The sequence below is a fragment of the Catenuloplanes indicus genome, from assembly GCF_030813715.1.
GTDB classification, from domain to species: Bacteria; Actinomycetota; Actinomycetes; order Mycobacteriales; family Micromonosporaceae; genus Catenuloplanes; species Catenuloplanes indicus.
Window position 1 is genome coordinate 7865227 of the sequence record NZ_JAUSUZ010000001.1, and the last position, 26923, is coordinate 7892149.

Annotated in this window: 23 protein-coding genes; 11 read left to right on the forward strand and 12 right to left on the reverse strand. The window is 74.1% G+C overall.

Annotated elements, in window-relative coordinates; translation table 11 throughout:
* The first annotated feature begins 173 nt into the window (after nucleotides 1-173).
* The 3 genes from J2S42_RS35105 to J2S42_RS35115 all read left to right on the forward strand — a co-directional run bounded on the left by J2S42_RS35105 (nucleotide 174) and on the right by J2S42_RS35115 (nucleotide 4154).
* A complete protein-coding gene (locus J2S42_RS35105) occupies nucleotides 174-2252 on the forward strand; it encodes a ferric reductase-like transmembrane domain-containing protein (protein ID WP_307246257.1) in 2079 nt (692 codons plus the stop codon).
* A 67-nt stretch (nucleotides 2253-2319) separates the two neighbouring features.
* Nucleotides 2320-3843, forward strand: a complete 1524-nt coding sequence (locus tag J2S42_RS35110) for an NADH-quinone oxidoreductase subunit NuoF family protein (protein ID WP_307246259.1) — start codon at nucleotides 2320-2322, stop codon at nucleotides 3841-3843.
* Between the two features lie 74 nt (nucleotides 3844-3917).
* Entirely contained in the window at nucleotides 3918-4154 is a 237-nt protein-coding gene (locus tag J2S42_RS35115) for a hypothetical protein (RefSeq protein ID WP_307246261.1), read from the forward strand.
* Nucleotides 4155-4185: 31 nt separating this feature from the next.
* Here J2S42_RS35115 and J2S42_RS35120 read toward each other — a convergent pair whose 3' ends face one another.
* Both J2S42_RS35120 and J2S42_RS35125 read right to left on the reverse strand, forming a co-directional pair.
* A complete protein-coding gene (locus J2S42_RS35120; protein WP_307249211.1) occupies nucleotides 4186-4545 on the reverse strand; it encodes an ankyrin repeat domain-containing protein in 360 nt (119 codons plus the stop codon).
* Between the two features lie 64 nt (nucleotides 4546-4609).
* The gene (locus J2S42_RS35125; protein ID WP_307246263.1) at nucleotides 4610-5020 is read right to left on the reverse strand and encodes a VOC family protein; all 411 of its coding nucleotides are present in this window, start codon (nucleotides 5018-5020) and stop codon (nucleotides 4610-4612) included.
* Between the two features lie 135 nt (nucleotides 5021-5155).
* Here J2S42_RS35125 and J2S42_RS35130 point away from each other — a divergent pair, with 135 nt between their 5' ends.
* Nucleotides 5156-5950, forward strand: coding sequence for an alpha/beta fold hydrolase (locus J2S42_RS35130; RefSeq protein WP_307246265.1), 795 nt, complete (start codon nucleotides 5156-5158; stop codon nucleotides 5948-5950).
* Nucleotides 5951-5977: 27 nt separating this feature from the next.
* On the opposite strand, the gene J2S42_RS35135 is transcribed toward J2S42_RS35130, so the two are convergent.
* Nucleotides 5978-8140, reverse strand: a complete 2163-nt coding sequence (locus J2S42_RS35135; protein ID WP_307246267.1) for an ATP-binding protein — start codon at nucleotides 8138-8140, stop codon at nucleotides 5978-5980.
* Nucleotides 8141-8340: 200 nt separating this feature from the next.
* Here J2S42_RS35135 and J2S42_RS35140 point away from each other — a divergent pair, with 200 nt between their 5' ends.
* From J2S42_RS35140 to J2S42_RS35155, 4 genes are all read left to right on the forward strand, one after another.
* Entirely contained in the window at nucleotides 8341-8826 is a 486-nt protein-coding gene (locus J2S42_RS35140; protein WP_307246269.1) for a cysteine dioxygenase, read from the forward strand.
* Complete coding sequence (locus tag J2S42_RS35145; RefSeq protein WP_307246271.1) at nucleotides 8823-9308, forward strand: rhodanese-like domain-containing protein; 486 nt, start codon at nucleotides 8823-8825, stop codon at nucleotides 9306-9308. The genes J2S42_RS35140 and J2S42_RS35145 overlap by 4 nt, the downstream gene beginning before the upstream one ends.
* Nucleotides 9309-9341: 33 nt before the next feature.
* Nucleotides 9342-9917: a winged helix-turn-helix domain-containing protein gene (locus tag J2S42_RS35150; protein WP_307246272.1), complete on the forward strand. Its 576-nt coding sequence runs from the start codon at nucleotides 9342-9344 to the stop codon at nucleotides 9915-9917.
* 74 nt (nucleotides 9918-9991) lie between these two features.
* Entirely contained in the window at nucleotides 9992-10405 is a 414-nt protein-coding gene (locus tag J2S42_RS35155; RefSeq protein WP_307246274.1) for a hypothetical protein, read from the forward strand.
* 180 nt (nucleotides 10406-10585) lie between these two features.
* Here J2S42_RS35155 and J2S42_RS35160 read toward each other — a convergent pair whose 3' ends face one another.
* Nucleotides 10586-12580 carry a PhoX family protein gene (locus tag J2S42_RS35160; RefSeq protein WP_307246276.1) on the reverse strand — a complete coding sequence of 665 codons (1995 nt, stop codon included), beginning with the start codon at nucleotides 12578-12580 and terminating at the stop codon, nucleotides 10586-10588.
* A 245-nt stretch (nucleotides 12581-12825) separates the two neighbouring features.
* Between J2S42_RS35160 and J2S42_RS35165 the strand changes: the two genes are divergently transcribed.
* Nucleotides 12826-13581, forward strand: a complete 756-nt coding sequence (locus J2S42_RS35165; protein ID WP_307246278.1) for a DUF72 domain-containing protein — start codon at nucleotides 12826-12828, stop codon at nucleotides 13579-13581.
* Nucleotides 13582-13633: 52 nt separating this feature from the next.
* Nucleotides 13634-14569 (forward strand): DHH family phosphoesterase, encoded by a 936-nt coding sequence (locus tag J2S42_RS35170; protein WP_307246280.1) that lies wholly within the window; start codon nucleotides 13634-13636, stop codon nucleotides 14567-14569.
* A gap of 61 nt (nucleotides 14570-14630) precedes the next feature.
* On the opposite strand, the gene J2S42_RS35175 is transcribed toward J2S42_RS35170, so the two are convergent.
* The 3 genes from J2S42_RS35175 to J2S42_RS35185 form a co-directional block, all read right to left on the reverse strand.
* The gene (locus J2S42_RS35175) at nucleotides 14631-15041 is read right to left on the reverse strand and encodes a TraR/DksA family transcriptional regulator (protein WP_307246282.1); all 411 of its coding nucleotides are present in this window, start codon (nucleotides 15039-15041) and stop codon (nucleotides 14631-14633) included.
* Between the two features lie 144 nt (nucleotides 15042-15185).
* On the reverse strand, nucleotides 15186-15806 hold the full coding sequence (locus J2S42_RS35180; RefSeq protein WP_307246284.1) for a nucleoside/nucleotide kinase family protein: 621 nt from the start codon (nucleotides 15804-15806) through the stop codon (nucleotides 15186-15188).
* A gap of 223 nt (nucleotides 15807-16029) precedes the next feature.
* Nucleotides 16030-17037, reverse strand: a complete 1008-nt coding sequence (locus J2S42_RS35185; RefSeq protein ID WP_307246286.1) for a LacI family DNA-binding transcriptional regulator — start codon at nucleotides 17035-17037, stop codon at nucleotides 16030-16032.
* 58 nt (nucleotides 17038-17095) lie between these two features.
* On the opposite strand from J2S42_RS35185, the gene J2S42_RS35190 reads away from it, so the two are divergent.
* Nucleotides 17096-18484: a GH1 family beta-glucosidase gene (locus tag J2S42_RS35190; RefSeq protein WP_307246288.1), complete on the forward strand. Its 1389-nt coding sequence runs from the start codon at nucleotides 17096-17098 to the stop codon at nucleotides 18482-18484.
* 7 nt (nucleotides 18485-18491) lie between these two features.
* Here J2S42_RS35190 and J2S42_RS35195 read toward each other — a convergent pair whose 3' ends face one another.
* The 5 genes from J2S42_RS35195 to J2S42_RS35215 all read right to left on the reverse strand — a co-directional run bounded on the left by J2S42_RS35195 (nucleotide 18492) and on the right by J2S42_RS35215 (nucleotide 26914).
* Nucleotides 18492-21392 carry a TIR domain-containing protein gene (locus J2S42_RS35195; RefSeq protein WP_307246290.1) on the reverse strand — a complete coding sequence of 967 codons (2901 nt, stop codon included), beginning with the start codon at nucleotides 21390-21392 and terminating at the stop codon, nucleotides 18492-18494.
* Between the two features lie 129 nt (nucleotides 21393-21521).
* Complete coding sequence (gene mmuM / locus J2S42_RS35200) at nucleotides 21522-22397, reverse strand: homocysteine S-methyltransferase (protein ID WP_307246292.1); 876 nt, start codon at nucleotides 22395-22397, stop codon at nucleotides 21522-21524.
* Between the two features lie 17 nt (nucleotides 22398-22414).
* On the reverse strand, nucleotides 22415-23065 hold the full coding sequence (locus J2S42_RS35205; RefSeq protein ID WP_307246294.1) for a hypothetical protein: 651 nt from the start codon (nucleotides 23063-23065) through the stop codon (nucleotides 22415-22417).
* Nucleotides 23065-25920 carry an FtsK/SpoIIIE domain-containing protein gene (locus J2S42_RS35210; RefSeq protein WP_307246296.1) on the reverse strand — a complete coding sequence of 952 codons (2856 nt, stop codon included), beginning with the start codon at nucleotides 25918-25920 and terminating at the stop codon, nucleotides 23065-23067. The genes J2S42_RS35205 and J2S42_RS35210 overlap by 1 nt, the downstream gene beginning before the upstream one ends.
* Complete coding sequence (locus tag J2S42_RS35215; RefSeq protein ID WP_307246297.1) at nucleotides 25913-26914, reverse strand: hypothetical protein; 1002 nt, start codon at nucleotides 26912-26914, stop codon at nucleotides 25913-25915. The genes J2S42_RS35210 and J2S42_RS35215 overlap by 8 nt, the downstream gene beginning before the upstream one ends.
* Between the last annotated feature and the right edge of the window lie 9 nt (nucleotides 26915-26923).

The following is a 26923-nucleotide window of genomic DNA, read 5'->3' on the forward strand; positions in this document are numbered from 1 at the left end:
CGCGAGCGGGTTCACGCAGATTTCTGGACTTCACCGGGCGATGGGGACAGCAGGGATGACCGTGGGTTGCGCGAAACGACTTCATAGCTGAGGCCGTACGAGGAACGCGCCGGCCGTCAGGGATCCGGCCGGCGCGCAGCGGTGGTGGCGCGAATGCAGAAGATCGAGGAGCGATGGCTAAACGCAAGCAGGTTCAACGGTCCACCCGCGAGACCGGCCCCGCCGTGGCCCCGGCCGACGGCGAGAAGAAGAAGGGCATGTCGGCCGGGATGTCCTGGCTGATCGTCGGCCTCGGCGTCGTCGCCTCGCTGTGGGCCATCGGCGCGCTGACCAACGCGGGCGTCGTCCCGGCCGCGTACCTCTTCGCGTACCTGGACTTCTACGCCGGTGTGGTCGTGCTGGTGTCCCTGTCGATCACGGTCATGGTCGGCCTGGCCGCCACCGACCGGCTGATCCTCACGCCCAAGCACCGCGTGCTCGTCCAGGGCGTGCACCGCACCACCGGCACCATCGCGGTGTCGTTCCTGCTGCTGCACGTCATGGTGAAGATCCTCGAGGCGCACGCTTCCGTCATCGACCTGGTCATCCCGTTCCTGAACCCGAACACGCTGTACGTCGGCATGGGCACGATCGCCGCGTGGTGCCTGGTCGGCACGTTCTGGAGCGGCGTCGCCCGGGTGAAGTTCGCCGGCAAGGGCAAGCCGTGGATGTGGCGTGCCGTGCACTCCGTCGGCTACCTCGCCTGGCCGCCCGCGCTCGGCCACGGCCTGCTGGCCGGCCGCGCGGCCGCCACCTGGGTCATCGTCTCCTACATCCTGTGCGTGGTCGGCGTCGTCATCGCGATGCTGGTCCGGGTGATCGGCGTCTACAACAAGCGCATCTCGCAGCCGAAGGCCGTGCCGTCCGCCGCGAAGGCCGCGGGCAAGGCACAGGCCGGCCCGCTGGAGGCCGCGAACGGCGCACGGGCGACCTCGAACCGCCCGGTGTACCGCGGCGCGGTCCGTAACCAGCCGTCCGCCGAGGAGTCGCTCAGCGCGCCGCGCGGCGCCGCCTGGGGCGGCTTCTCCGACGAGGGCGCCGAGCAGCGCCGCCAGCGCCAGACGCCGCTCCCGGCGAACGCGCTGGAGGAGACGCAGCTGATGTCCAAGATCTCCCGGGACGTGGTGGAGGAGGCGGAGGAGCTGGTTCAGGCCGCGGCCCGCCGCGCCCCGGCCACGGCCACGCTGGACGAGGACCTGATCGAAACCCGGCCGGCCCGCCGTGCGCCCGCGCCGCGCGAGCCGGAGCCGGTCGACGACTACGAGGACGAGGCGCCGCGTCGTCCCGCCCGCCGCCCGCTCGTCCCCGAGCTGGTGGAGGAGGAGACGCCGGCTCCGCGCCGCCCGCGCCGGGAGGACGACTACGAGGACGCGCCGCCGGTCCGCCGCGCCGGCCGCGACCCGGAGCCGGAGTTCGACGACGACTACGAGGACGAGGTCCCCGCGCCGCGCCGCACCCGCCGGCCGGCCGCGGAGGCCCCGGCCAAGCCCGCGCCGCGCCGGTCCCGGCGCACCGAGGACGAGGAGGAGTTCGGCGAGGCGCAGATCTCGGCCGCGGCCACGCCGCCGCGCCGTACCCGCCGCGCCGTGGAGGAGCCGGAGGAGACCGCCGCGCCACGCCGCGCCCGCCGGGCCGCGGAGGAGGACGACGATGCGTACGTGACCGGCGAGTACGAGACCGTGTCCCGCCGCAGCCGCCGGGCCGCCGTGGACGAGGAGGACGAGGTCGCGGCCGCCACCGCGCCGCGCCGGGCCCGCCGCGCCGTGGACGAGGACGAGGAGGACGAGGTCGCGATCGCCACCCGGCCGCGCCGCGCCCGCCGCGCCGCCGAGGAGGACGACGAGGAGGAGGCCGCCCGCCCGCGCCGCTCGCACCGCGCCACCGAGGACGCCGAGCCGGAGGTGGCCGAGGTCGCCCCGCCGCGCCGGGCCCGCCGGGCCGCCCCCGCGCCGGCCCCGGAGCCGGAGGAGGAGGCCGCGGTCGACGAGTACTGGCGCCCGCCGGCGAACCCGGTCAGCCGGTACGAGGAGGAGCAGGCCCGCCCGGACTTCAACGGCGACGACACCCCGACGCTGGTCGATCTGACCGCCCGCCGGGCCGCCCGCTCGGCCCGCCCGGCGAAGGAGGCCAAGACCCGGCGTCCGGGCCGCGCCGCCGCCGACGAGGTCTCGGACGACGAGTTCTGGGCGCGCATGCGTGGCGAGGCCAAGTAGAGTCGCTTTCTCGTCCCGGGGAGCCCACTCCCCGCACGACCCGTACAGCACGTGAAGGAGACAAGCGGTGAGCACAGGCGTTGTGCCTCCGGTGGGGTGCATCGGCCCGGCCCGGTTGACGGCGGGATTCGAGGACTTCGGCCGTCTGGACCTCTATGCCCACCTGGAGGTCCACGGCGACCTGCGCCCGCTGTCCGCCGACGATCTGATCGACCTCGCCGAGAAGATCAAGCTCACCGGCCGCGGTGGGGCGGGCTTCCCGTTCCACCGCAAGGTGAAGGCCGTCGTCGAGTCCGCGGACCGGCAGGACCGCGCACCGGTCGTGGTGGTCAACGCCACCGAGGGTGAGCCGCCCTCGTGGAAGGACAAGATGCTGCTCACCCGGGCACCGCATCTGATCCTGGACGGGGCTGCGCTCGCCGCCTGGGCGCTGGAGGCCGAGGAGATCGTCATCGGCGTGGCCGACGACGGCGTCGGCCAGAGCTCGCTGGAGGAGGCGCTGGCCGAGCGCCGCATGCCGGCCCCGACCCGGATCGTGACCGTCCCCCACCGGTTCATCGCCGGTGAGGGCGGCGCGCTGGTCCGCGGCATCAACGGCGAGGCGCACATCCCGCCGGGAATCAAGCAGCGCTCGTCGGAGAGCGGCGTCAACGGCCAGCCGACGCTGCTGTCGAACGCGGAGACGTACTCGCAGATCGCGGTCGCGGCCCGGCTGGGACCGCAGGAGTACACCGCGGTCGGCACGAAGAAGGAGCCGGGCACGGTCCTGCTCACGGTCGGCGGCTCCGCCGCGCAGCACATGGTGCTGGAGTGCCCGACCGGCGTGCCGCTGCGCGAGGTGCTGGACATCTGCGGCGCCACCGAAGGCCCCGGCATCCTGGTCGGCGGCTACCACGGCAAGTGGATCACCTGGGAGAACGCGCAGAAGGCGGAGATCTCCCGGGAGAGCTTCGCCGCGATCGGCGGCACGCTCGGCGCCGGCATGATCATCCCGCTGGGCAACGACACCTGCCCGCTCGGCGAGGCCAGCCGGATCGTCCGCTACCTGGCCGGTGAGTCGGCCGGACAGTGCGGCCCGTGCCGGCTCGGCCTGCCCGACGTGGCCAACCAGTTCCAGCTGCTCACCGCGTCCGGCTCGGCCGCGGCCGAGCAGGCGGTGCGGAACGCGGCCGGCATGGTCCGCGGCCGCGGCGCGTGCAGCCACCCGGACGGCACGTCCCGGTTCGCGCTCACCGCGCTGGAGGTGTTCGCCGAGGACATCAAGCGTCACCGGCTCGGCGAGGGCTGCGGCAAGCCGGTCAAGAAGCTGCTGCCGATCCCGAACGAGCTGCCCGGCGGCCCGAGCATCGGCAAGCTCAAGCTGGACTGGGCGCGCTGCGACGGTCACGGGCTCTGCGCCGAGGTCTTCCCCGAGCTGATCAAACTGGACGGCAACGGCTACCCGACGTTCCCGGACGCGCCGGTCCCGATCTGGCTGGAGTCGGCCGCGCGCAAGGCGATCCTGGTCTGCCCCGCGCTCGCACTGCACCTGGACAAGGGCGGCAGCGACCGGGACAAGGGCAAGCCGAAGCCCGCGCCCCGGCGGCGCTGAGTTTAGAGTTCGGCCAGGGCCGGGTACACCCTCCTCAACGGACGCACTCGCACCCCTCGAGGAGGGCCGCACCCATGGCTTACCAGACCGGTCGCCGCAGCAACGTCTCGACCGCCCGCATCCTGACGATCATCGCCTTCGTCTGCGCGGCGCTCGCCCTGTTCGTCTCGCCGCTGATCTTCGGCCTCGCGGCCATCGTGCTCGGCGCGGTCGGCGCGTCCATGGGCGACAAGCCGCTCGGCTGGTACGCCGCGGCCGCCGGTGGCGTGGCCCTGCTCCTCGGCTACCTGCTCGCCATGGCCATCCTCTGAGATTCTCCCGAGAGCCGGCCGTGAGGTCTCCTCACGGCCGGCTCTCCGCGTTCTCCAGCAGTGCGCGCATCGCGGGCAGCGAGAAGAAGTCCGCGGTGGCGAGCGCGCTCGGCGAGCCGTCCTCCGGCCGGGCACCGGCGCCGAGCAGGATCGTCACCGTCTCCGCGTTCTGCCGGAAGACCGCGGCCGCGAGCGCGGTCTGCCCACGATCGTTCACCCGCGTGTGGTCGGCGCCCCGGGCCAGCAGCGCGGCCACGGTCTCCGGGTGGTTGTGGTAGGCCGCCAGGATCAGCAGCGTGTCACCCTTGTCGTTGGTCAGGTTCGCCGGCACGCCGGCGTCCACGTTCGCGGCGAGCTCCTCGGTGTCCCCGCTGCGGGCCAGGTCGAACATGCGGTGGGCGAATTCCAGCGTCGCCTCGTCGAGCTCGTGCGTAGTCACGCCCCGACCCTAGTAGCTACTCCCGGGGCGCGCCGATGTTGACCATCCAGCCGATGCCGAACCGGTCGGTGAGCTGCCCGTACTCGTCGCCCCACATCTGTGTGGCCAGCGGCGTGTGCACGGTCGCGCCGTCCGACAGCCGCTCCCACTGTGCGCGCAGTGACTCCGCCTCGTCGCCGCTGAGACAGATCGTGATCACCGAGCCGGACGTGATCTCCACGTCCGGCGGCGTGTCCGCGGCCATCAGCGTCATCCCGGACGGCGTCTCCAGCTGCCCGTGCATCACCTGGTCGGCGAGCGGCCCCTCCTGCCCGTACTGGCCGAACGTCATCACCTGTACCTCGCCGCCGAGCGCGCCGCGGTAGAACTCCAGCGCCTCCCTCGCCTGGCCGCGGAAGTTGATGTACGGGTTGAGCCGAGCCACCATGACATGCCTCCTGAGCTGCGTGGACGTTCGTCGGTCGCAGCCTAGCCCGCACTCGCGTACCCGGTGCGCGGTTCGTCGTTACGCCATCGGCACAAGACACTGTGGAGTGGTCCGGATGTGCCTAGATTGGGATCCATGAGCAGACTCCCGGTCTGGTTCGAGGCGCGCGGCGCCGGACCAGTGATCATCTTCCCGTGCCGGACGCGCAAGGAGCACGCGGATCTCGCCGAGCGGCTGGCCGACCGGTTCCGGGTGGTGCGCTACCTGCCCCGGCACGTCACCGGCATCGACGCGCCCGAGGGCGACGCCGAGGACTGGGTGACCTGGGAGGAGCAGGAGGACGGCCCGGCGTTCTGGGGCGGCAAGCCGATCGAGGACTTCCCGGTCGAGCTGGAGGTCGCCGACCTGCACCGGGTCGCGGACGAGGCCGGCGCCGCACGCTTCGTGCTGGCCGGCTACTCCGGCACGGCCGCGCTCGCCGCGTTCCTCGCGCCGCTCACGCCGCGCGCGGCCGGCCTGCTCGCCGGTGGCTTCCCGATCCTCGGGTCGAAGGAGTACTGGATGGGCTCCGCCGAGGGTGCCCGGCTCGCGTACCTGACCGCCGGTCTGCGCGCGCTGGCCGACAACGCGTTCGCCACCGCGCTGATGTACCGGGCCTGGCACGACCGCGACGACCGGCCCGCGCTGACGGCGCTCCCCGGACCCAAGATCGTCTGGTACGGCGCGAACGACGGCGAGCCCGGCTGCCTGCTGCACGAGTCACGTCCCGGCATCCGGCTGGCCCGCCGCCTCCGCGAGACCCGCGCCGAGCTGGAGGCGTGCGGCGTCACGGTCCTGGAGCTGCCCGGCCTCGACCACCTGTCCGTGCAGGCCGCACCGGACACGGTCGCCGCCCGCCTGCGCGTGCTGCTGGCCGGCCGCACCTGGTGAGGCCGGAACCCGGCGCCGTGTAACCGGTTACGGGATGGTCGACTCGTGCTGCCACAGATGGCCGCAGACCAGGTCGAGGCCGCGCTGCAGGTGCCGGCGGTAGGTGCTGAACGACAGTCCCAGGCGCTCCGCGGCGGCGACCTGGGTGGGCAGCCGGTGGAAGAACGCGGTCGCGACGACGCGGTGCAGACGCGCCTCGCGCGGATCGTCGCGCAGCGTGTCGACGGCGTCGGTCAGCACCTCGCGGAGCGCGTCGACCAGGTCACCGGCGCCGCCGGACTCCGCGGAGCGGGACGCCGCCACGGTCATCCGGGTGCCGAGCAGCGGGCTGGTGGCCAGCGCGGCCGGGCGGTGGAAGTCGCGCAGCGCGTCACGGACGGCCGCGTCGAAGTCCGGGCGGGACAGCGCGGGCGCGACCGGCGGCGCCGGCGTCACCGGCGGCGTGGCCAGCGCGAACCAGACGTCCCGCGGGGTCACCCGCCAGTCGCAGGCGAACAGCGTGTACTCCCGGCCGCCGGCCGTGGTGGTGACGCCGGCCGGGTGGTGGCCGACCAGGCCGAGCAGGCGCTCCCACTTCGGTGCGCCGGCCGCGGGCACGTAGGTCCAGGCCAGCCGGCCGGACGTGATCCACAGTGCGTAGACGCGCAGCTGGAGCGTGTGCATCGCGGACGTCACCTCGTCGTACGCGGTGCTGTCGATCATGAAGCGCAGCATGCCGACGTGCTCGCCCGCACCGAGCGGCCGGGTGCGCTCCGCATGCGCGAGCGCGGCCGCGGCCAGCGGATCCGCGGTGGCGAGTGTGGCCGCGTCCGGGGCGTCGCCCGGCAGGCGCAGCCAGAGCAGGAAGCCGGCGGCCGAGTCGTCGGTGGACCGGCGGTAGACGCGGAACGAGCCCGGCTGCGCGCCCAGCCAGAACGTCACGGTCGCGGCGGCCTCCTCGCCCTGGGCCGCGCGCGTCATCGCGGTGATCGCGTCGTGGTCACCGGGCCGCAGGCCGTCCTCGTAGCCGTGGCCGTGCCGGGGGAGCAGCGTCAGCCACTCCGCGGCCGGGCCGTATCGCTGCAGGTGGGCCAGTGCGCGGGCGGCGGCGAGCGAGTCCGCCGGCGTGGCCGCCGCGCGTACCCGGGAGAGCAGGTGGTCGCCGATCGCGTGGTGCATGCGCTCGTACTCGGCCGGATCGCGCCAGCGCAGGTCGGCGTCGACGGCCTCGCGGACCATCTCGTGCAGCGTCACCCCGGGCCGGCCGTCCTCGGTGAACGGCAGGCCGCGCAGCCAGCGCATCAGCGCGCCCGGATCGACGCCGCCGGTCCGGCCGAGCACGTCGGCGAGCAGCGCCTCCGTGGTGTGCGGCGCGTGCGCGCAGATCTCCAGCGCGCGGCGGTGCGACGCCGACGGTACGTCACCGATCAGCGCGCTGAGCAGCGACGCCAGCACCTCCGGCGCCGGCCGCCACGGCCGTCCGGACCGCTCCCCGCCCGGCGGTCCACCGGGCACCGTTCCGCCCCGCGCGCCGCCGGTCGGCGCCGTGCCCGGAACGCCGGCGGGCGGTTCCGTGCCCGGTGCGCCGCCGGGCGCCGCCGTGGCCGGCGGGACCGTGGGTGCGGCGTCGCCGGGCAGGGAGCCGTCCGGGAGGGTGGCGGCGAGGGTGAGCGCGAGCGGGTGACCGCCGGTGAAGGACAGCACGGCCGGCCGGGACCCCGCGGGTACGCCGCGCAGCTCCAGCAGCCGGTCCGCCTCGGCCGGGCTCAGGTCGCCGAGTTCACGGGACTCGGCCACGCACGGTTCCCGGCCCGCGACCACCACGGTGGTGCCGGCCGGCAGCCGGGGCAGGAACACGTCCCGCAGCCAGCCCTCCAGGCCCTGGCAGTGCTCGAACGCGTCGACCAGCAGCACGGAGCCGCCGGCCCGGCGCACCTCGGCGGTGAACGCGGCCGGGGACGGCTCGATCGTCCGGCCGTCCACCTCGGATACGGTGCGGCCCGCGTCCCGCGCCTCGTCCGCGAGGCGGCGCAGCAGCGTGGACTTGCCGATGCCACCCGGGCCGTGCAGGCCGAGCACCCCGCCGTCGCGCAGCACGGCGCGGAACGCGTCCAGCTCGCGCTCGCGGCCGACGAAGAACCGGTCACGCGCCGCGCGCAGGCGCTCGCCGAGCGACATCGCGGGCATCATGACCTGGCCGCCAGCATTCATGGACCGGGATCCTAGCCCTGACTCCGACACGCCGACGATTGCGCAGAGTGACGGACGATCCGCCGGCATGTCGGTAGGCCGCCGAGCGGCGTGCCGGGTGACGCGGATTTCTTTTCCGCGTATCCCTATCAAACCTATAGGGTTTATCGGCTACACTCGGCAGTGCTTCGGTTGTTCGACGAGTGCTGAGGACCTCAACGATGAGCGCACTAGACCTGGAAGCGCCCGGCCGCGTCGGCCGGTTGCGCGATATCGCCCGCCGGGCCGCCGCCGACCCCGCCTCCTGGGGTGTGTCGCCGCGGTTCGACGCCACCGCCCGGTGGTACGCGCGGTTGTTCGCCGCCGGCGACCACGAGGCCTGGCTGCTGACCTGGCTGCCCGGTCAGTCCACCGACCTGCACGACCACGGTGGCTCCGCCGGCGCGTTCGTCCTGGTCTCCGGCGCGCTCACCGAGGAGACCGTGCACGCCGGTGCGGACGGTGCCGCGCTGCGGTCCACCTCGTTCACCGCCGGTGACGCGCGTCCGTTCGGGTCGCAGCACGTGCACCGGATCGTGAACACCTCGGCCGAGCCCGCGGTCAGCCTGCACGTCTACGGACCCGCGCTCACCCGGATGACGCGGTACCGGTTGCAGGACGGCGCGCTGCGCGTCCTCGAGATCGACCGCGCGGGGGTGGCCTGGTGATCACGCCGTGGAACAGCTCGGTCCTCGGGTCGTGTCCGGCCCACCACACCGCGCCGGCCGGCTCGACCGGCATCGCCGACGTGCTGGAGAACGCGCGCCGCCGCCTGCGCCGGCTGGAGCCGGAGGACGCACACCTGGCCGTCCACGCCGGCGCGATGCTGGTCGACATTCGCCCGGCCGCCCAGCGCGCGGCCACCGGCGAGATCCCCGGCGCACTGATCATCGAGCGGAACGTGCTGGAGTGGCGGCTCGACCCGCGCTCCGACGCCCGCCTGCCGTTCGCCGACCGGTACGACCTGCCGGTGATCGTCTTCTGCCAGGAGGGCTACACGTCCTCGCTGGCCGCGGCCGCGCTCCAGGAGCTCGGCCTGCACCTGGCCACCGACCTCACCGGCGGCTTCCGCGCCTGGCGCAACGCGGGACTGCCCACGTTCCCGCCGGCCAACGCGCCCCGGTTGCAACCCAGCTATCAGCACGCCTGACGTTCGTCGCAGTCGTTTCCCGTAGGAGGAGACATGTCGGTCATCGCCCTCGCCCCCCGTCACCAGCGGTCCGCCGCCGGTCCCGGCCGCGCCACCACCCCCGGCGCCCGCCGCCCGGCCGTGACCGTCACGCTCTCCATCCCGCTGGGCGCCGGTGACAACACGCGCCTGCTGGAGGTGATCCGGGAGCTGGCCGCGCTGGGCGAGGGGCAGGTGTCGGTGCTGGACGCGCCCGGTGGCACCGCGGCGATCGCCGACCTCGGCGGCCCGGTGGCCGAGCCGGAGCTGCGGCTGGTCGCGGACCCGGCGGAGCTGACCGTCTACGCCGGCTCCCGGACCGTCTTCGTCGGGCGTGAGCCGCTCGCGCTCACCCGCCTGGAGTTCGATTTGCTGCACTTCTTCGCGGACAACCCGCGCCGCGTCTTCAGCCGGGTCCAGCTGCTCTCCGCGGTCTGGGGCTACGAGCACGCCGGCGTGCGCACGGTCGACGTGCACGTCCGCCGTCTCCGGATGAAGCTCGGCACCGAGGTCCCGCTGATCACCACGGTCTACGGCGTCGGCTACCGGCTCGCCGACGACGCCCGGGTGACGATCCGTACCGACGGCTGAGCTGTGGGGGTTGTCCCGGATAGCTGAACTATCCATAATTGGATAGTCCGGCTATCCGAAAGGGTCCCTCCGTCATGTCTCCGATCTCGTTGATCGTCACCGGCGCCACCGTCCTCACCGTGGTCACGATCGCCTTCGGCGGTACGTTCGTGCTGCGCGTCGTCACCGGCGGCCAGCCCGCCAACGACCTGCAGAGGTCGTTCTTCCGGGCCGGTCACGCCCATGCCGGTGTGCTGGTCACGCTCGGGCTGGTCTGCGCGCTGCTGCTGGCCACCGGCGACGTGACCGGCCCGTGGTCGTACGCCTACATCGGTGTGCTCGCCGCCGCGATCCTCATCCCGGCCGGCTTCTTCCTCAGCGTCCTCGGCCCCGACCCGCAGCGCCCCGGCCCGCTGATCGCGCTGCTCTGGACCGGCGCCGCCGTCCTCACGCTCAGCCTGCTGACCGTCGGCATCGCCCTGATCGCCACCGGCGCCGGCGCGCTGTGACAACCGGCCGGCCCCGGCCGCCGCGCCCGGCTCGCCGGGTAGGTGCATCCGCTCGCGAACCGACTCCAGCAGCGTCATCGCGGCAGCCGGGTGGGGCGTCAGCATCCGGTGCACGAAGCACAGCGGGTCCGGCTCCGCCGGCGGCTCGGCCGCGCGCCGGCGCCGAGCGGGCCGGGCCGGTCAGCTGCCCACCCGGCCGCCGTCCGGGCGCCAGGCGACCGTGACCGCGGGCTTGGCGAAGTCGCCGTCCGGCCAGCGGGAGGCGGGGGAGTCGAGCGTGGCACCGTCGATCTCGCCGGGGTGCTGCACCGCGACGAAGACCGAGCGGCCGTCGCCGGTCAGGAACGGGCCGCAGGTCTCCGCGCCCGGCGGCACGGTCAGGAACTGCCGCAGGTGGCCGCGCTCCGGACCCTCGACCGGCGTGGCGAACAGGCCGTCGTTGCTGCCCAGTGCGTTGCCGTCGGTGGCCAGCCAGAGGTTTCCGGCGGCGTCGAACGCCACGTTGTCCGGGCAGGAGATCGGGGATACCGCGGACTTGGCGTACCCGGCGAAGTAGGTGTTCGGGTCGTCCGGGTCGCCGCAGACGATCGGCAGCGACCAGGTGAACGTCTCACCGGTGTGGTCGCCGTGGTCCTCGACGATCTCCAGCACCTGGCCGTGCCGGTTCTCCCGGCGCGGATTGGCCTCGTCCACGCCCGGGCGCCCGGCGACGCCCCGCTCGACGTTGTTGGTCAGCGCCGCGTAGATCTTGCCGGTCCGCGGGCTCGGCTGCACGTCCTCCGGGCGGTCCATCTTCGTCGCACCGGCCGCGTCGCCGGCCTCCCGGGTGAACGTGAGCACCTCCTCGACCGTCATCCCGGGTACGCACGAGCGGTCACCGGAGGCCAGCGGGACCCACCGGCCGGTGCCGTCGAACGCGCGGTCGGACGGCAGCGTCCCGGTCCCGTCGATCTCGGACGCCGGGCTGTCGCCGGTGAGCCGTGCGACGTAGAGCGTGCCGGTGGAGAGCAGCGAGAGGTTGTGCCGCCGGTCGCCCGGCCGGTAGCGGCCCGCGGAGACGAACTTGTAGAGGTACTCGAAGCGCTCGTCGTCGCCCATGTACGCGGCCACGTTGCCGCGCCGGGAGACGATCACGTTCGCACCCTCGTGCTTGAGCCGGCCCATCGCGGTGTGCTTGCGCGGCACGCTGCCCGGCTCGTACGGGTCGACCTCCACGATCCAGCCGAACCGGTGCGCCTCGTTCGGGTGCCGGGCCAGGTCGAAGCGTTCCTGCGCCCGCTCCCACCGGCGCGAGTCCGCGGGGAACCGGGTGCTCACGGCGACGCCGTACCGGGCCAGCCGGGGCTTGAGTGCTTCCGGTGCCTGATCACCGCCGACGAAGTACTGGTTGACGTTCTCCTCACCGGACAGCACCGTGCCCCACGGCGTGACACCGCCGGCGCAATTGTTCAGCGTGCCGATCGCGGTCCGGCCGGCCGGGTCCGCGGCCGTGCGGAGCCAGGCGCTGCCGGCGGCCGGCCCGTCGAACCGGAACGGCGAGGAGAGCATGGTGAACCGCCGGTTGTACGGTCGGCGCCCGCGCACCGGCCGCCACCGCCCGCTCCGGCCGGCCCGCTCGATCTCCACCACCGACATGCCGTGCGCCGCCATCGCCACCTCGACCTGGGTGACCGTCATCGCGTCCAGCGAGGTGAAGCCCGGGAACATCAGCTCCTCGTTGGTGTACTCATGGTTGGCCACCAGCAGCGCCCGGTCCCGGCCGAGCGGCAGCACACCGAGGAAGTCGTTGTTGAAGCCGAACTGCCGCTCCTGCCGTTGCGGCGTCTGCCGGTGCACGTCCAGCGCGGGTACGCCGGGCAGGATCGGGTCGCCCCAGCGGATCACCACCGCCGACTCGTACCCGTCCGGCACCACGACCCGGTCCAGCACGTTCGGCGGCACCGGCGTGAAGGTCAGCGCGCCGGTGGACGACGGCGGTGCCGCCGTGGCCGGGAGGCCGGTGCCGAGGACCAGCGCGCCCGCCGCGCCGGCCCGGAACAGCGTGCGGCGGCTGGCCAGTAGGTCACCGAAGTACGGGTTGGCCGACTCGTTCGGCGCCGCGTGCGCGCAGGCGTTGCCGCAGCGGTACCGGCAGGTCATGGCGGAGCGCCCGCCGATGAGGTGCAGACCGGACATCGGAACCTCCCTGTTCCGGCGCCGCTCCCACCGCGACGCCTGTCGATGTCTTGATCCCGCAGCCTAACGCCGGACGGCACCGGATGCGGCCGGCTGAGCCCGGACCGCCGCACGGTGACGTCTCGGGCACGGTGTGCCCGGTTGCCGGTTCTCCGGACCACGGCGGCACCGGTGCCCGCGGGAGCATGCGGATCGGGCCACGCCGGAAGTGGGAAAATCATGCTCTTCGTGGGTAATCACCGAAGGTGATCGTCGTCGGGACGTCCGGGTGGCAGTACAAGGACTGGCGGGGCCGGTTCTATCCGATGCGGCTGCCGCAGCGGCTGTGGCTGGAGCACTACGCGGAGCGGTTCGGCGCGGTCGAGGCGAACGGCGCGTTCTACCGGCTGCCGGAGCGGGAGACGTTCGCGGACTGGCGGGCTCGCACGCCGCGGGATTTCCGGGTGGCGGTGAAGATGAGCCGGTACCTGACGCACGTGAAGCGGCTGCGCGAGCCGGCCGAGCCGGTGGCGCGGTTCATGGGGCGGGCGGAGGCGCTCGGCGAGAAGCTCGGCCCGGTGCTGCTGCAACTGCCGCCGACGCTGCGGGCCGAGCACGACGCGCTGGACGAGACGCTGCGGCAGTTCCCGCGCGGCGTGCGGGTGGCGGTGGAACCGCGGCACCCGAGCTGGTGGACGCCGGAGACGCGGCGGCTGCTGGAGCGGCACGGTGCGGCGCTGTGCTGGGCGGACCGTCGCAGCCGGCCGCTGACGCCGCGCTGGCGGACCGCGGACTTCGGCTATCTGCGCCTGCACGAGGGACGGGCGGCGCCGTGGCCGCACTACGGGCGGGACGCGCTGACGTCCTGGGTGCGGCGGCTGACCGAGACATTCGGGGACGGGGACGCCTATCTGTTCCTGAACAACGACCAGGGCGGCGCCGCGGTCGGCGACGCGATGACGGCGGCCCGGGCCGCGGCGCGAGCCAGCAGAAAGGCGCCGAAAGGCTCAGCCCGCGCCTGAGCGGGCCGATGGGACGTGCGGTGGATACCGCGAACGGCCCGGAGGGGACCACGTGAAGCATCGGCTGGTGACCCGGAGCGACTTCGACGGCCTGGTCTGCGCGGTGTTGCTGCGCCGGCTGGACATGATCGACGATGTGCTCTTCGTGCACCCCAAGGACGTGCAGGACGGCGTCGTGGACATCCGGCCGACGGACATCCTGACCAACCTGCCGTACGCACCGCAGGCGCACCTGGTCTTCGACCACCACCACTCGGAGACGCTGCGGGTCGAGGGCAAGCCGGACAACCACGTCATCGACGCGAGCGCGCCGTCGGCCGCGCGCGTGGTCTACGACTACTACGGCGGGGTGGCGCGCTTCCCGGATCTGTCCTTCGACCTGATGGACGCGGTCGACAAGGCGGACTCGGCCGCGTACAGCGTGGAGGAGATCCTCCGGCCGTCCGGCTGGACGCTGCTGAACTACCTGATGGACAGCCGCACCGGGCTCGGCCGGTTCCAGAACTTCCGGATCTCGAACTACCAGCTGATGATGCAGCTGATCGACGCGTGCCTGCACCACCAGGACGTGGAGCAGATCCTGGCGCTGCCGGACGTGGCCGAGCGGGTGCGGCTCTACCGGGACCAGTCGGAGCTGTTCGTGGCGCAGCTGAAGCGGGTCACCACGCTGCGCAACGACGTGGTCGTGGTGGACCTGCGGGACGAGGAGATCATCCACGCGGGCAACCGGTTCATGGTCTACGCGCTCTTCCCGGAGGCCCGCGTCTCCGTGCACGTGATCTGGGGGCGGCAGAAGCTGAACACCGTGTTCGCGGTCGGCAAGTCGATCGTGGACCGCAGCTCGCCGGTGGACGTGGGCGAGATCTGCCTGCGCTACGGCGGCGGTGGCCACCTCGCGGCCGGGACCTGCCAGGTGCCGCACGACGACGCGGAGCGGGTGCTGGGCGAGATCGTCGCCGCGTGCAGCGCACCGCGCGTGCCGGCCTGACCGGCCGCGGACAGTTTTAAGGCCCCGGGCGAACGCCCGGGGCCTTCGCACTGCACGACCGTCAGAACGAGCGGCGCTCGCGGTTGCTCTTGCAGGCGACGCAGGTGGTGGCGGACGGGAAGATGGCCAGTCGCTCCACCGCGATCGGCTTGGTGCACGACTCGCAGTAGCCGTACGTGCCGGCGTCCAGCGACTCCAGCGCGCGGGCGAACTGGTCACGGCGGTCCAGCACGGTCTGCAGCAGCAGCGCCGCGGCCTCCCGCTCGGCGACCTTGGTGCCGCTGTCCGCGCTGTCGTCGCCGGCCGCGTCGTCCATCTCCGCGAGACGCAGCGCCTGGCTGTCGGCCAGCGCGGTCTCGTACTCCGCGGCGAGCTCGTTGAAGCGGTCCTGGAGGCTCTGCCGGATCTGGTCGGTCTCGTGCTCCGGCCGCGCGGTCTTGGTGCCACCGGTCATGACGCTGTTGACGAGCATGGTCCCCCCTCTTGCTTTCTCTGTGGGTCGGTGTGTCGCCTCGGCCTTCGTCCCCCGCACGAGGAGCCCGCATGCCGTCGCTGTTGTGAGGTCGGCCAGGTACCCCGCGTAATCGTCCTCCAAACCGGATCTCCCCGGGAAAGATCACGCATTTTCGACCAGGGCGGGGTGCCGGGGATCGTCCATCCGGACAACGACGTCGGCGAACGTGGCGGGTGCGACCTCGTCGTCATAACGAGCGAACGCCGGCACCGTCCACAGCTCACTCTCGGGGGTCCGCCGCGCGAGTGCCGCGGCGGACTGGGTCAGATGCACGGCCACGTCGAACGCGAGCAGCCCGCCGAGCAGGAACTGGCCGCTGACCAGCACGATCCCGTCCGCCGGGAGCTGCCGGTAGGGCGCGCGGGTGGCCCGGTCGGTGACCGGGTCCCACAGCGACGGCAGGATCCGGCCGGGCTCGGCCGGGTCCAGCACCTCGCGCATCAGCCCGGTCTCGTCCAGCCAGCTCTCGTAGAACGCGTCCGGATTGTGCCGGCCGAACTCGAACCGCAGCGACGCCGGCCGCAGGAACCCGCTCGCGGGCACGTGCACCGCCGCCCGGCCCCGCACCCGCAGCGGATCGACCAGCGCCGCCGCCAGCGCGTCCGGCCCGGCCGGTGCCGCACCGTCCACGGCGACGCGCAGGCGGCTGCCGGGCGCGTCCGCCGCGAGGCGGTCAGCGAGCTCCTCCACCAGCTTCGCCGGGGAGATCGGCCGGATCATCATGCGCACCATCGTGCCCGCCGAACCTGATGATTACCTGTACCGCGGCCCTGACTTCCTCCCCAGGGGAGGATCCAGAAACCTTTCTTCCCGCTTCCGGCGCGGTGCTGCCCGCCTGCTCCCGCGGGCACCGGTCGTCGCCGGCGCTCCTCCCTGCCGGTCTCGCGGTGGTCCGGCAGACCGATCCGTGGCGGCCGGGGCCGGCCGCGGTGACAGCGGCCTGCGCTCAGGCGGTGCCGCGGGCGGTCAGCGTGGTGGGCAGGACGATCGGTGGCGGCGCGGGGACTTCCGGGGCGGCCCGGATCATGGCGATCAGCGCCTCGGCGGCGGCGGTGCCGAAGCCGGTGCGGTCCTGGGCGACCGTGGTGAGGCCGGGCGGGATGAGCGCGGCCAGCTCGATGTCGTCGAAGCCGACGATCGCGATGTCGTCCGGGGTGCGCCGGCCGGCCGCGGTGGCGGCCTGGAGCGCGCCGATCGCCATCTCGTCACCGGCCGCGAAGACCGCGGTCGGCGGCGTGCCGAGCGACAGCAGCCGGTGCATGGCGGCCCGGCCGCTGTCCAGGTAGAAGTCGCCCTCCACCACGTACTCCGGCGGCAGCGCGACGTCGTGCGCGGCCAGCGCGGCGCGGAAACCGGCCAGCCGTTCGGCGCCCGGCCCGGTGCGGGCCGGCCCGGTGATGGTGGCTATCCGGCGGTGGCCGCGTGTCACCAGGTGGTCGGCGGCTTGACCGGCGCCGCCGGCGTTGTCGGACGTGACGTACGTGCAGCACGGCCCGGTCAGCGGCAGGTCCAGCGCCACGCACGGGATGCCGGCCTCGGCCAGCCCGAGCACGGCCGGGTCCCGGCTGCCGTTGTCGATCAGGACCACGCCGTCCAGGTTGTGCCGCCGTACCGCCCGCAGGTGCCGGTCCGGCTCGTCCGCGCCGGTGGCGAGCAGCAGCAGGTGCAGCCCCTGTGCGGAGAGCGCGGTCTTCAGCGCGACCAGGATCTCCTGGAGGAACGGGTGTCGCCAGCCGCTGCGCCGGTGGTCGGTGTCCCAGACCAGGCCGATCATGTTCGACTTCTTGGTGGCGAGCGTGCGCGCGGACTCGTTCGGCAGGTAGCCGATCTCCGCGGCCGCGGCCTCGACGCGCTGCCGGGTCTCGCGGCTGACCACCTCCGGCGTGTTGAACACGCGGGACACCGTGGCCACCGAGACGCCGCAGTGCCGGGCCAGTTCGCGGATCGTCGCCATGACGCCACCTCACCACACGGGGCTATGTAACCGGTTTCAGGCAGCGTACCATCGTGCCATGAGTCTGATCGAGATAGATGAGCGTGAAAAGCCGAGGCTGCCGGACGTGCCGGCCGGCTTCGTCTGGGGCACCGCGACGGCCGCTTACCAGATCGAGGGCGGTGCCGCGGAGGACGGGCGCGGGCCGTCGATCTGGGACACGTTCACCCGCGTGCCCGGCGCCATCGCGGACGGCAGCAACGGCGACGTGGCGTGCGACCACTACCACCGCTGGGCCGAGGACGTGGACCTGCTCGGCGAGCTGGGCGCGGACGCGTACCGTTTCTCGATCTCCTGGTCCCGGGTCCTGCCCACCGGCAGCGGGCCGGTCAACCAGGCCGGGCTGGACTTCTACCGGCGGCTCGCCGACCGGCTGGGCGAGCGCGGCATCCGCCCGTTCGTCACGCTCTACCACTGGGACCTGCCGCAGGCGCTGGAGGACCTGGGCGGCTGGCGGTCGCGGGACACCGCGGAACGGTTCGCGGAGTACACCGGCGTGATCGCGGACGCGCTCGGCGACCGGGTGCAGGACTGGATCACGCTCAACGAGCCGTACTGCACCAGCATCACCGGGTACGCGGAGGGCCGCCACGCGCCCGGCACGCGCGAGGGCCACGGCGCGCTCGCGGCCGTGCACCACCTGCTGCTCGGCCACGGCCTCGCCACCCGGGTGCTCCGCGAGCGCCGCCCGGACGCGCGCGTCGGCATCACGCTCAACCTGTCGCCCGCGGTCCCGGCCAGTGACAGCGAGGCCGACCGGGCCGCGGCCGACCGGCAGGACCTGCTGGTCAACCGCCAGTTCACCGACCCGGTGCTGGCCGGTGAGTACCCGGCGGGCCTGACCGACCTCTACGCCGGCGTGACCGACTTCGGCTTCCGGCGGGACGGCGACCTGAAGATCATCTCCGCACCGCTGGACTTCCTCGGCGTCAACTACTACTACCGCATTCACGTGGCCGACGCGCCGTTCGCGGAACCGGACCCGGCGAAGCGCTCCGCCTACGACATCGGGGTCCGCACGTTCAAGCCGGAGGGTGTGCCGGTCACCGACCTCGGCTGGCCGATCGAGCCGGAGGGCCTGCGCGCCACGCTCACCGGCCTGGCCGGCCGCTTCCCCGCGCTGCCGCCGGTCTACGTGACCGAGAACGGCCGGGCCGAGCTGGCCCCCGGGCCGGTGCCGGACCCGGAGCGGATCGACTTCGTCGCGGGCCACCTGGCCGCGGTGCGCGAGGCGATGGACGCGGGCGTGGACGTGCGCGGTTACTTCTACTGGTCGCTGATCGACAACTTCGAGTGGGCGCGCGGCTACGGCCCCCGCTTCGGCCTGGTCCACATCGACTACCCGACCGGCACCCGTACGCCGAAGACCAGTTTCCGCTGGCTCCAGGAGCAGCTGCGGGGCCGTTGAGCGGCGGTCAGTCGCCGCGCCGGTGCTCGCGTGTGATCCGCCAGATCAGGCGGCGCACCGGGTCCGGCTCGGCGACCCGGAAGTCGACCATCGGCACGTCGCGCAGGAACGGCGGCAGCTGCGGCTCCTCCGCCTTGGCCGGCAGCACCACCGGGACGAAGCGGACCCCGCGCGCGATGAACTCGTTCACGGTCGCCAGCTGGGACTCGTCGTCCCAGGGGCCGCCGTGCGCGCCGAGTACCATGACCACCACGCCGATCCGGGCGCGCTCGTCCGGGCCGGCGCCGGTCTCCTCGCCGTGCATCCACGGCAGCAGGCCCTCGTCCAGCAGCTGCTGGCGCAGGCGCTCCACGGTGCCGCGGTCGGCCGCCTGGTACGCCAGGTACACGTCGAAGTCGCCGACCGCGCGCTTGCCACGGACCGTCGCGGTCGCGGTCTCCCGGCGGCGCCGCAGGTCCGCGCTCGCGTTCATCGCGGACACCTCGTCCGCCACCGCCGGCACCGCCCGGTCCCGCTCGCGCAGCGAGATCTCACCGGACAGGCAGGCCGGGCACTCCATCGCGGCGTCGCCGCGGGCCAGCCGGCGGCGGGCCAGCTCCTCGTCCAGCTGGTAGCCGCACTCCGGGCGCGGGCAGGTGAACACGCGGCGGCGGACCACGGTGTCCGGCAGCGCGCGCTTGGCCAGGTGGTCGGCCACGTAGTCCTCGAAGATCTGCCGGGTCTCCTCGGCCGTGCCGGGCGCGTAGCACAGCTCCAGCCGGCCCACGCCCTCGTCCGGCTCGGTCAGCCGGAACCCGCACCGGCCCTCCGCCCGGGTCACGTAGACGGCCGCGTTGCGCCACAGCTCGTGCGTGACGAACGTGGCCGCGTGCGAGAGCCGGACCGCGAGCGTGGCGTACACGTTCTGCAGCGCGCCCTCGAAACGGAACTCCACGTCCGCCGGGCCCAGGTAGGGCGCGTCCGGCCGGTCCCGGGTCAGCTGTGACGGGAACACCAGGTCCACGCCGCCGTCGTTCGGCTCGCGCAGCGCCAGGTCGTGCTGCAGCAGCTCCTCCACCATGGCGATCAGCAGCAGCCGTTCCTCGCCCGGCTCGGCCAGCCGGGTCTCCTCCGGTATCGGGAACCGGCCGGCCAGCGCCTCCTCCTCGGCCAGGTAGCCGAGCCCGTCCGGCTGCGCGCGGGCCGCGTTGATCAGCGCGGACGCGTACCCGTCGAGCAGCTCCGGGCGCAGCAGCACGTACCCGCCGAAGGTGAACCGGCGGATCAGGTCCCGGCTCTCCAGCAGGCCCGCGCAGGTGTCGAACCCGGCGCGCAGCTCCGGCTCACCGGCCAGCTCCCGGTGCCGTGCCTGGAACAGCCGGAACAGCTCGTCGGCGCGGGACAGCGCATGCCCGTCCGCCTTCTCGTCGATCAGGAACCGTTTGATCGTCTCGAACAGCCGGGTGGAGATCGACTGCGGCTGCGCGGACCAGTCGATCGCGCCCTCGATCACGCGGGACAGGTCCGCGACGCCACGCAGCTCGCGCGCGCTGGTCTCCGCGTACCCGTCCAGTTTCAGCTCGGTGACCAGCTCGTTGATCCGGGCGCGGCTGACCTGCGGGCCGCCGCGGTCCTCGCGCGCGGAGACCAGCAGCGTGTGCACCGGCCGGCGGCCGTGCCGCAGCGCCCGGGCCCAGTAGCGCACGCCGGAGAACGGGTCCACCTCGCTGCGTGCGTCGAACACGATCAGCGCGACCGCGGCCTCGGCCAGGTGCAACTGGTGCACCAGACGGTAGCCGGGCTGTCCGGCCAGGTCCCAGAGCAGCACCTCGCGCGTCTCGATGCCGCCGTCCGGCTGCGCCGCGGTCTCCTCGCTGAACCGCCACACCTGCCGCCCGTGCGTGGAGTCGGTCGCCCGGTACGGCTGCCCGGACAGCACCAGCCCCAGCCCGGACTTGCCCACGCCGGTGTCGCCGAGCAGCACCACCTTCGCGTTCCGGTAGCGCGACGCGTCCTGCCGCGGCGCGTCGTACAGCCGCTCCACGTCCAGCTCCAGCAGGTTCAGCCGCCGGTTGCGGTGGCTGCGGAACGCCAGCAGCGGCCGCTCCGGGTGGAACGCCAGCCCGCCGGCCGACTCCTCGCCGCCACCGGCCAGGTCCACCACGGCCAGGCACTCCAGCGAATCGGTACGCCACAGCCGCAGCTCGCCGTCCTCCGACTCGGACGCGAGCAGGCTCCCGTCCGCGGACACCGCCAGCCCGATCACCGGTGCGGTGTGCCCCTCGGCCCGGGACAGCATCGTGCCGGTGTGACCGTTCGCGACGCCGATCGTCGCGTCCAGGGCCAGGCACACCTCCACGCCGTTCGGCATCCAGATCATCGCGTCGGCCGGACCGGCGTGCAGCGTCGTGGCCTGCTCCGGCGCACCGGCCGGGTGCAGCAGCACCGCGCCCGGCCCGTCCCGGTGCCGGCTGGCCAGCGTCCGGCCGCGCGGCGACCAGGACAGTCCCTCGGTGTGCGGCGACACCCGGAACGACGAGCGGACCCGGCCGGTCGCGCTGTCCACCATGGTCACCGAGTGCCCCGCGGCGGCCGCGACCCGGTGCCCGTCCGGCGAGATCGTCACCGCGTGGTGCGTACCCCGGTCCGGCAGGCTCTGGTCCCACCGCTCCCGGTTCGTCTGCACGTCCAGCATGGTCACCCGGCCGGAACTGACCACGGCCATCTCCCGGTTCGCCACCGGCGACCACCGGTAGGCCCGCAGCAGCGTCTGCCGCGCCACCGGCCGCTCCGCCACGTGCGACTCCGGCCCGAGCACGGCCGGCACCAGCCACAGGCACAACCCGAGATCCTGCCCGATCGCGGACAGCAACCGCCCGTCACAGGACCAGCCGAGCCGGGACCACTCCCGGTACTGCAGATCCCGCACGCTGTGCAGACTCAGCCCGGACCCGTGTGGGAGCGCATCGACGGGCAGGCGGCGTGAGGTGGCCACCCACGCAGCGTATTGGCCGCTGTCACGCCCCGGATGCCCACTGTTCGGCCGACCCCGTTCCGGCTACCGCGACCGTGCCCGTACCGAGTCCGCGATCGCCGCGATGGCCGGCGGGCCGACCCGGCAGCAGCCACCGACGAGCGCGGCACCGTCCGGGACCGCGGGCGGGTGCGGGTTCCCGGCCCAGGAGCGGGTGACCGCGTCCCAGGTCTCGCCGCTGTTCGGGTAGACCACCACGGGCTTTCCGCCGCTCGCGTGGCGGGCCAGTGGGACGGCCGCAGCCGCGTCGGCCGGCTCGCAGCAGTTCACGCCGACCGCGACGATCGTGTCGAGGCCGGTGACCAGGGCGAAGGCTTCCTCGAGCGGCTGGCCGGCTCGGGTGCGGGAGCCGTCGGCGGTGAAGGACAGCCACGCGGGTACGCCCAGGCCGTCCAGCGCGGTCAGCAGTGCCTCGGCCTCGCGGAGGTCCGGGACGGTCTCCAGCGCGAGCACGTCCGGGGCGGCCTCGGCGAGGATCTCCAGCCGCGGGCGGTGGAACGCGGTCAGCTCGCGCACGCTCAGCCCGTAGTTCCCGCGGTACTCGGAGCCGTCCGCGAGCATCGCGCCGTACGGGCCGGCGGACGCGGCCACCCATGCGCGGCCCCGCGCGGCCTCCCGGGCCAGCCGGACGCTGCGCCGCAGCAACGCGGCCGCCTCGGTTGCGGGAATCCCGGCGGCGGCGAAACCGGGCAGCGTGGCCTGATAGCTCGCGGTGGTCAGCACCTGGGCGCCGGCGCGCAGGTAGGCGGCGTGCGCGGCGACGATCGCGGCGGGGTCGTCGCGCAGCAGGCGGGCCGACCACAGCGCGCCGGACAGGTCCGCGCCGTCCGCCTCCAGCTGCGTGGCGAGCCCGCCGTCCAGCACGAGCGGCCCGGCGGCCAGCGCCTCGGCAAATCCCATGACCGCCACGGTACGCGTCAGACGTTCTGCACCACGATCGCCAGGCCCGCGGTGATCAGCGCGGAGACCACCAGGACGGACACCGCGCCGGACTCCAGCACCGCGCCGCGCCGGTCCGCGTAGACCTTCGCGGCCAGCAGCGCGATGATCGGGCCGAGCGCCAGCGTGAGCAGCAGCGCCAGCACCGGCAGCACCACCGCGAGGTCACCGCCGACCGAGTCGCCGGCCGCGCGCACGCCGAAGCCGGCCAGCCCGGCCAGCACGCCGCCGAGCACGCCGAGCCCGGCCAGGATGTTGCGGGTCTGCTCCGGCAGGCCGGGGCGGCGGCCGGAGCGGGCCAGCTGCGCCTGCGCCTCCATCAGCCATTCCTCGGCACCGCGCGGGTCGCCGTCCGGCGGCAGCACGGGCGCCGGCGGGGCGCCGATCCGGCCGAACCGCGAGGTCGTCTCGCCCCAGGCGTCGTAGACGCGCATCTCGATGTCCTGGTCGTGCCGGCCCGCCTCGCGCACGCGCTGACCGGAGGCGGCGGCGCGCTGCTCGGCCTCGCGATACTTCGCCTCCGCGTTCGCCACGGTCCGCTCGTACCACTCGTGTGCCTCGGCCCGGTGCGCGTCGACCTCCGCGTCGATGCCGGCCAGGCTGCGGATCAGCTCGCGATAGGACGTCATCAGGTCCACCCGTACGGGATGATCGCCTCGGCGACGCGGTGCACCGCCCGGTCGAAGAACAGCCCGCGCCACGGCCGCGGGTACCAGGCCGGGCCACGACCGTCCGGGTAGAACTGGGATAGCTCGCTGCCGTGCACGTCCAGCGCCAGCCAGGAGCCGATCGCGTCGGTCCGCGAGCCGATGCCGCCCAGGTCGTCGCGGAGCCGTCCGGGCTGCCGCCACCAGCCGAGCACGTGCGTGTGGTGCTCCGGCCCGGCGGTCAGGATCCGGCGCAGGTCGTCCAGACCGGTCGGAGCGGCGGCCGGCTGATCGAGACCGGCCGGTTTCGGGGACGCCCCCGCGTGCGCGCCGACCGGCGGGATGATGCCGCGCCGCTGCGCCGGGGCGGGTCCGGAGCGGGCCAGCCGCGGCGTGACCGCGTCCACCGCGTACAGCAGCAGGAAGTGGGGTTCGCCGCCGTCGTCCTCCAGGCCGGCCGCGGTCGCGCGGAGCAGCGCGGTCACGTTGTCCGCGTGGTAGACCGCGGTCCGGTCCGGCGGCAGGACGCCGTGCAGCGCGTCCACGGCCAGCGCGGCGGACGAGTCCAGCACCGCGACCGAGAACCGCGCACCGCCGTCCGGGTACTGTGCGGCCAGCGACCGGGCGGCCGCGTTCAGCACCGCGCAGGCCTCGTCCGCGCGCGTGCCGAGCACGGCCAGGTTGCGGCCGGGCGCGCGGTTGAGCACCAGCCGCGCGGACCGGGCCTGCACGTCGATCGCCTCGCCGAGCAGCGCGACCGGCGCGCCCGCCGACCACCGGCGCCCGGCCGGGTCCGCGCCCGGGGCCAGTGCCAGGTAGTCCGGTGCGGTCTCCATCCGCGGGATCGCGTCGCCGTCGAACAGCCGCGGCGGCAGCGACCCCTCCGGCCGGGACGTCCACAGTTCGCGTTGCAGCGTGCCCCACGCCTCGCGGTCGCCGGCCGGTGGCACGCGCAGGATCTGGTTCGCCTCCGGCACGCCGGAGTCCGGGTTGACGATCGCGTGGTGCCGGGGCAGCGTGTCCGCGGCCGTGTTCTGCTCGGGCAGCACCTTGCGCGCCTTGGGCAGCGCGATCCGGAGCGAGAACTGGGCGACCAGCGACGGCCGGCCCCACAGCGCCTCGATGCCGGAGACGTCCTGGCTGGCCAGGATCAGGTGGATGCCCTGCGAGCGGCCGCGCCGGGCCAGGTCGTCGAGCAGGTTGACCGACTCGGTGACCACCGCGTCCCGGCCGTTGAGCAGGACCTGGAACTCGTCGATCACGGCGACGATCCGCGGCCAGTGCCCGGCCGGGTCCTCCGCGCGCAGCTCCGGCAGCTTGGTCGCGTCGAACGCCTTGGCCGCGTCCGCGCGGCGGCGCAGTTCCTCGCCGAGGAACCGCAGCAGCGCCAGCCCGAACTCGCGGTCGGTGTTCACGTTCACGCCGACCAGGCGTACGTGCGGCAGCCAGCTCGGGTCGCGGCGGCCGGGCGCGAACCGGGCGAAGGACACCCCCTCCTTGAAGTCGAGCAGATAGAACTCCAGCTCGGACGGGGAGTAACGGGCGGCGAGCGCGCCCATCCAGGCGTAGATCAGGTTGGTCTTGCCGGTGCCGGACGGGCCGGCGATCAGCGCGTGCGGCGGGTAGTCGGCCAGAGTGACCGGCACCGGGCGGCCCTGCGCGTCCTCGCCGACCGGAGCGACCAGGCCCTCCGCGGACGACTCGCGCCAGAACTCGGCCGGCAGCAGATCGCCGAAGCGCACCGGGGCCGGGCCCTCGGCCGCACGCCGGGCCAGCGCCGCGGACGTCTCGGTGACCAGGCGCGGCGGAGGCGGTGGGTCGAGAACCACCGGCAGGCCGCCGAGCCCGCCGACACGGACCCGGCCGTTCGCGCCGGTGCGGACGCGTTCCACGGACGGGCCGGACGGCACCGGCAGGCCGCGCACGATCAGGTGCACGCCGCAGGCCACGCCGGTCCGCGCGATGCGTTCCAGCTGCGCCTGCTCGTGCGGGGTCAGCTCGTCCTTGCGGCCGGCGCCGAGCAGCACCGCGACCCGCCACGGCTCCGGGCGGCGGCCCTCGGTCTCGGCCAGCTCGCGCAGCGACGTGTGCGCGCCGGCGAGCACCTTCTCGTTGATCCGGCGGATGTGGTCGACCAGGCCGTCCAGCAGCGCGGACAGGCCGCCGGGGCCGACGAACGTGAGCAGTCCCGCGTTCGCCAGCGGCGCGAAACCGGCCAGGCCGCCGCCGAGCTGCTCCGGGTCGTACCCGGTGATGTGCACCTGGCCAGGCGGTGCGCTGCCGAGCGCGCGCAGCAGCAGCGTGGTGACCACCCGGTCGCCGGTCTCGGCGTAGCCGGGGGTGTGCGCGGGATCGGCGTCGCCCGGGCCTATCTGCCGTGCGGTTGCCGCGTCCTCCGCCGCCGGCAGGTCCGACAGGTGCACGTGTGCCCGATCAAGGAGCGGAACCAGCGCGGGTACGGGCACGGTCCGCGCGATCCGGACCGCACCGATCCGCAGCTCCGGCGCCACGTGCCCGCGCTCGGCCGGTGTCGGCTTCCACTCGTCCCAGCCGTCCCCGGCCGCGCCCGGCGCCTCCCGGTCCCCAGCCTCGGCCGCGGCCCGGGTCAGCTGCGCGAGCCGGTTCGCGTACATCTGGTCGATCTCGGCCAGCCGGGCGTCGCGCTGCCGGGCGGCCCGGACCGGCACCTCGTCCGCGACCGCGGCCAGCCGGTCCAGCCGGGCCAGCGCGGTGTCCAGCTCGTGTTCCGCCTCGGCCAGGTCGCCGCGGGCCCGGCCGAGCGCGTAGGACAGCGTCCGGCGGATCTGGCCGGCGAGCCCGGACCGTGAGTCAGCCATCGGCGTCCGGGTCCCGGTAGGTCGGCACCGTCTCCGGCGCGGCCGCGTTCAGCGAGCCGGGGTCCCGGCCGAGGCGCTTGAGCAGCACACCGGTGAGCACCGCACCGGCCACGGCCGCGTCCGCCGGGTGCGCGCGCTCGGCCTCGTTGCGGCGCCGGCCGTCCTCGGTGCGCTCCTCGGTGCCGTCGCCGTCGTTCTCCCGGGACTTGCGCTGCTCCGGTGGGACGCGGCAGACCCGCTCGGCGAGCACGTCGATGGTGTTCGCGGGCAGGCCGGGCAGCAGTTCGCGCAGCTGTTCGGCCTCCTTGCGGACCCGGGGCAGGTCCTCCGGCCGGGGTTCGTGGCCGAGCAGGTCGGCGGTCAGCCGGTGCAGCAGCGCGGGGGAGAGCGCGGCCAGGCCCAGCCCGACCGGCGGCTCGACCTCGCCCAGCTCGCGGCGCATGCGGCCGGGACTGTCCGAGCCGACCGAGGCGGCGACGCGGCGCAGCAGGTCCGCGCTGTCCGTGGCCGCGTCCCGGTCGTGCTTGTCGCGCTCGCCCGGCGTCGCCCGGCCGGGGCCGCCGGCCGCACCGGCCGACTCCTCCTCGCCGGCCTCGCCGCCGGTGAGCACCGTGACGCGCGCCTTCCACCAGCGGCCGAGCGGCGCCGCGTCCGGCGTCCGCGGTGTCTCCTGGGGACGGTCGCGCTCCTCGAACGCGACCGCGTCCCGCCAGCTGCCGTCCGCGCCGCGGGTGGCGTCGTGGCTCAGGCCGATCGCGGCCAGGTATTCGGAGATCGCGTCCTGCGCGCTGCGCAACGCGAACGCGGCGTGCTCGGCGTGCTCGGTGGCGTTGGCCAGCTGCGGCACGCCCATCGGCTGGGAGGACGCCTGGCGGACCCAGACCAGCAGCTCGGACGCGACCCGAAGGCGCTCCAGTGCGGCGAGGACCAGCCCGACCGGGAGCTCGTCGTTGGTGGCGCGGATGCGCGCACCCAGCTCTTCCAGCAGAGACATGACGTGGAT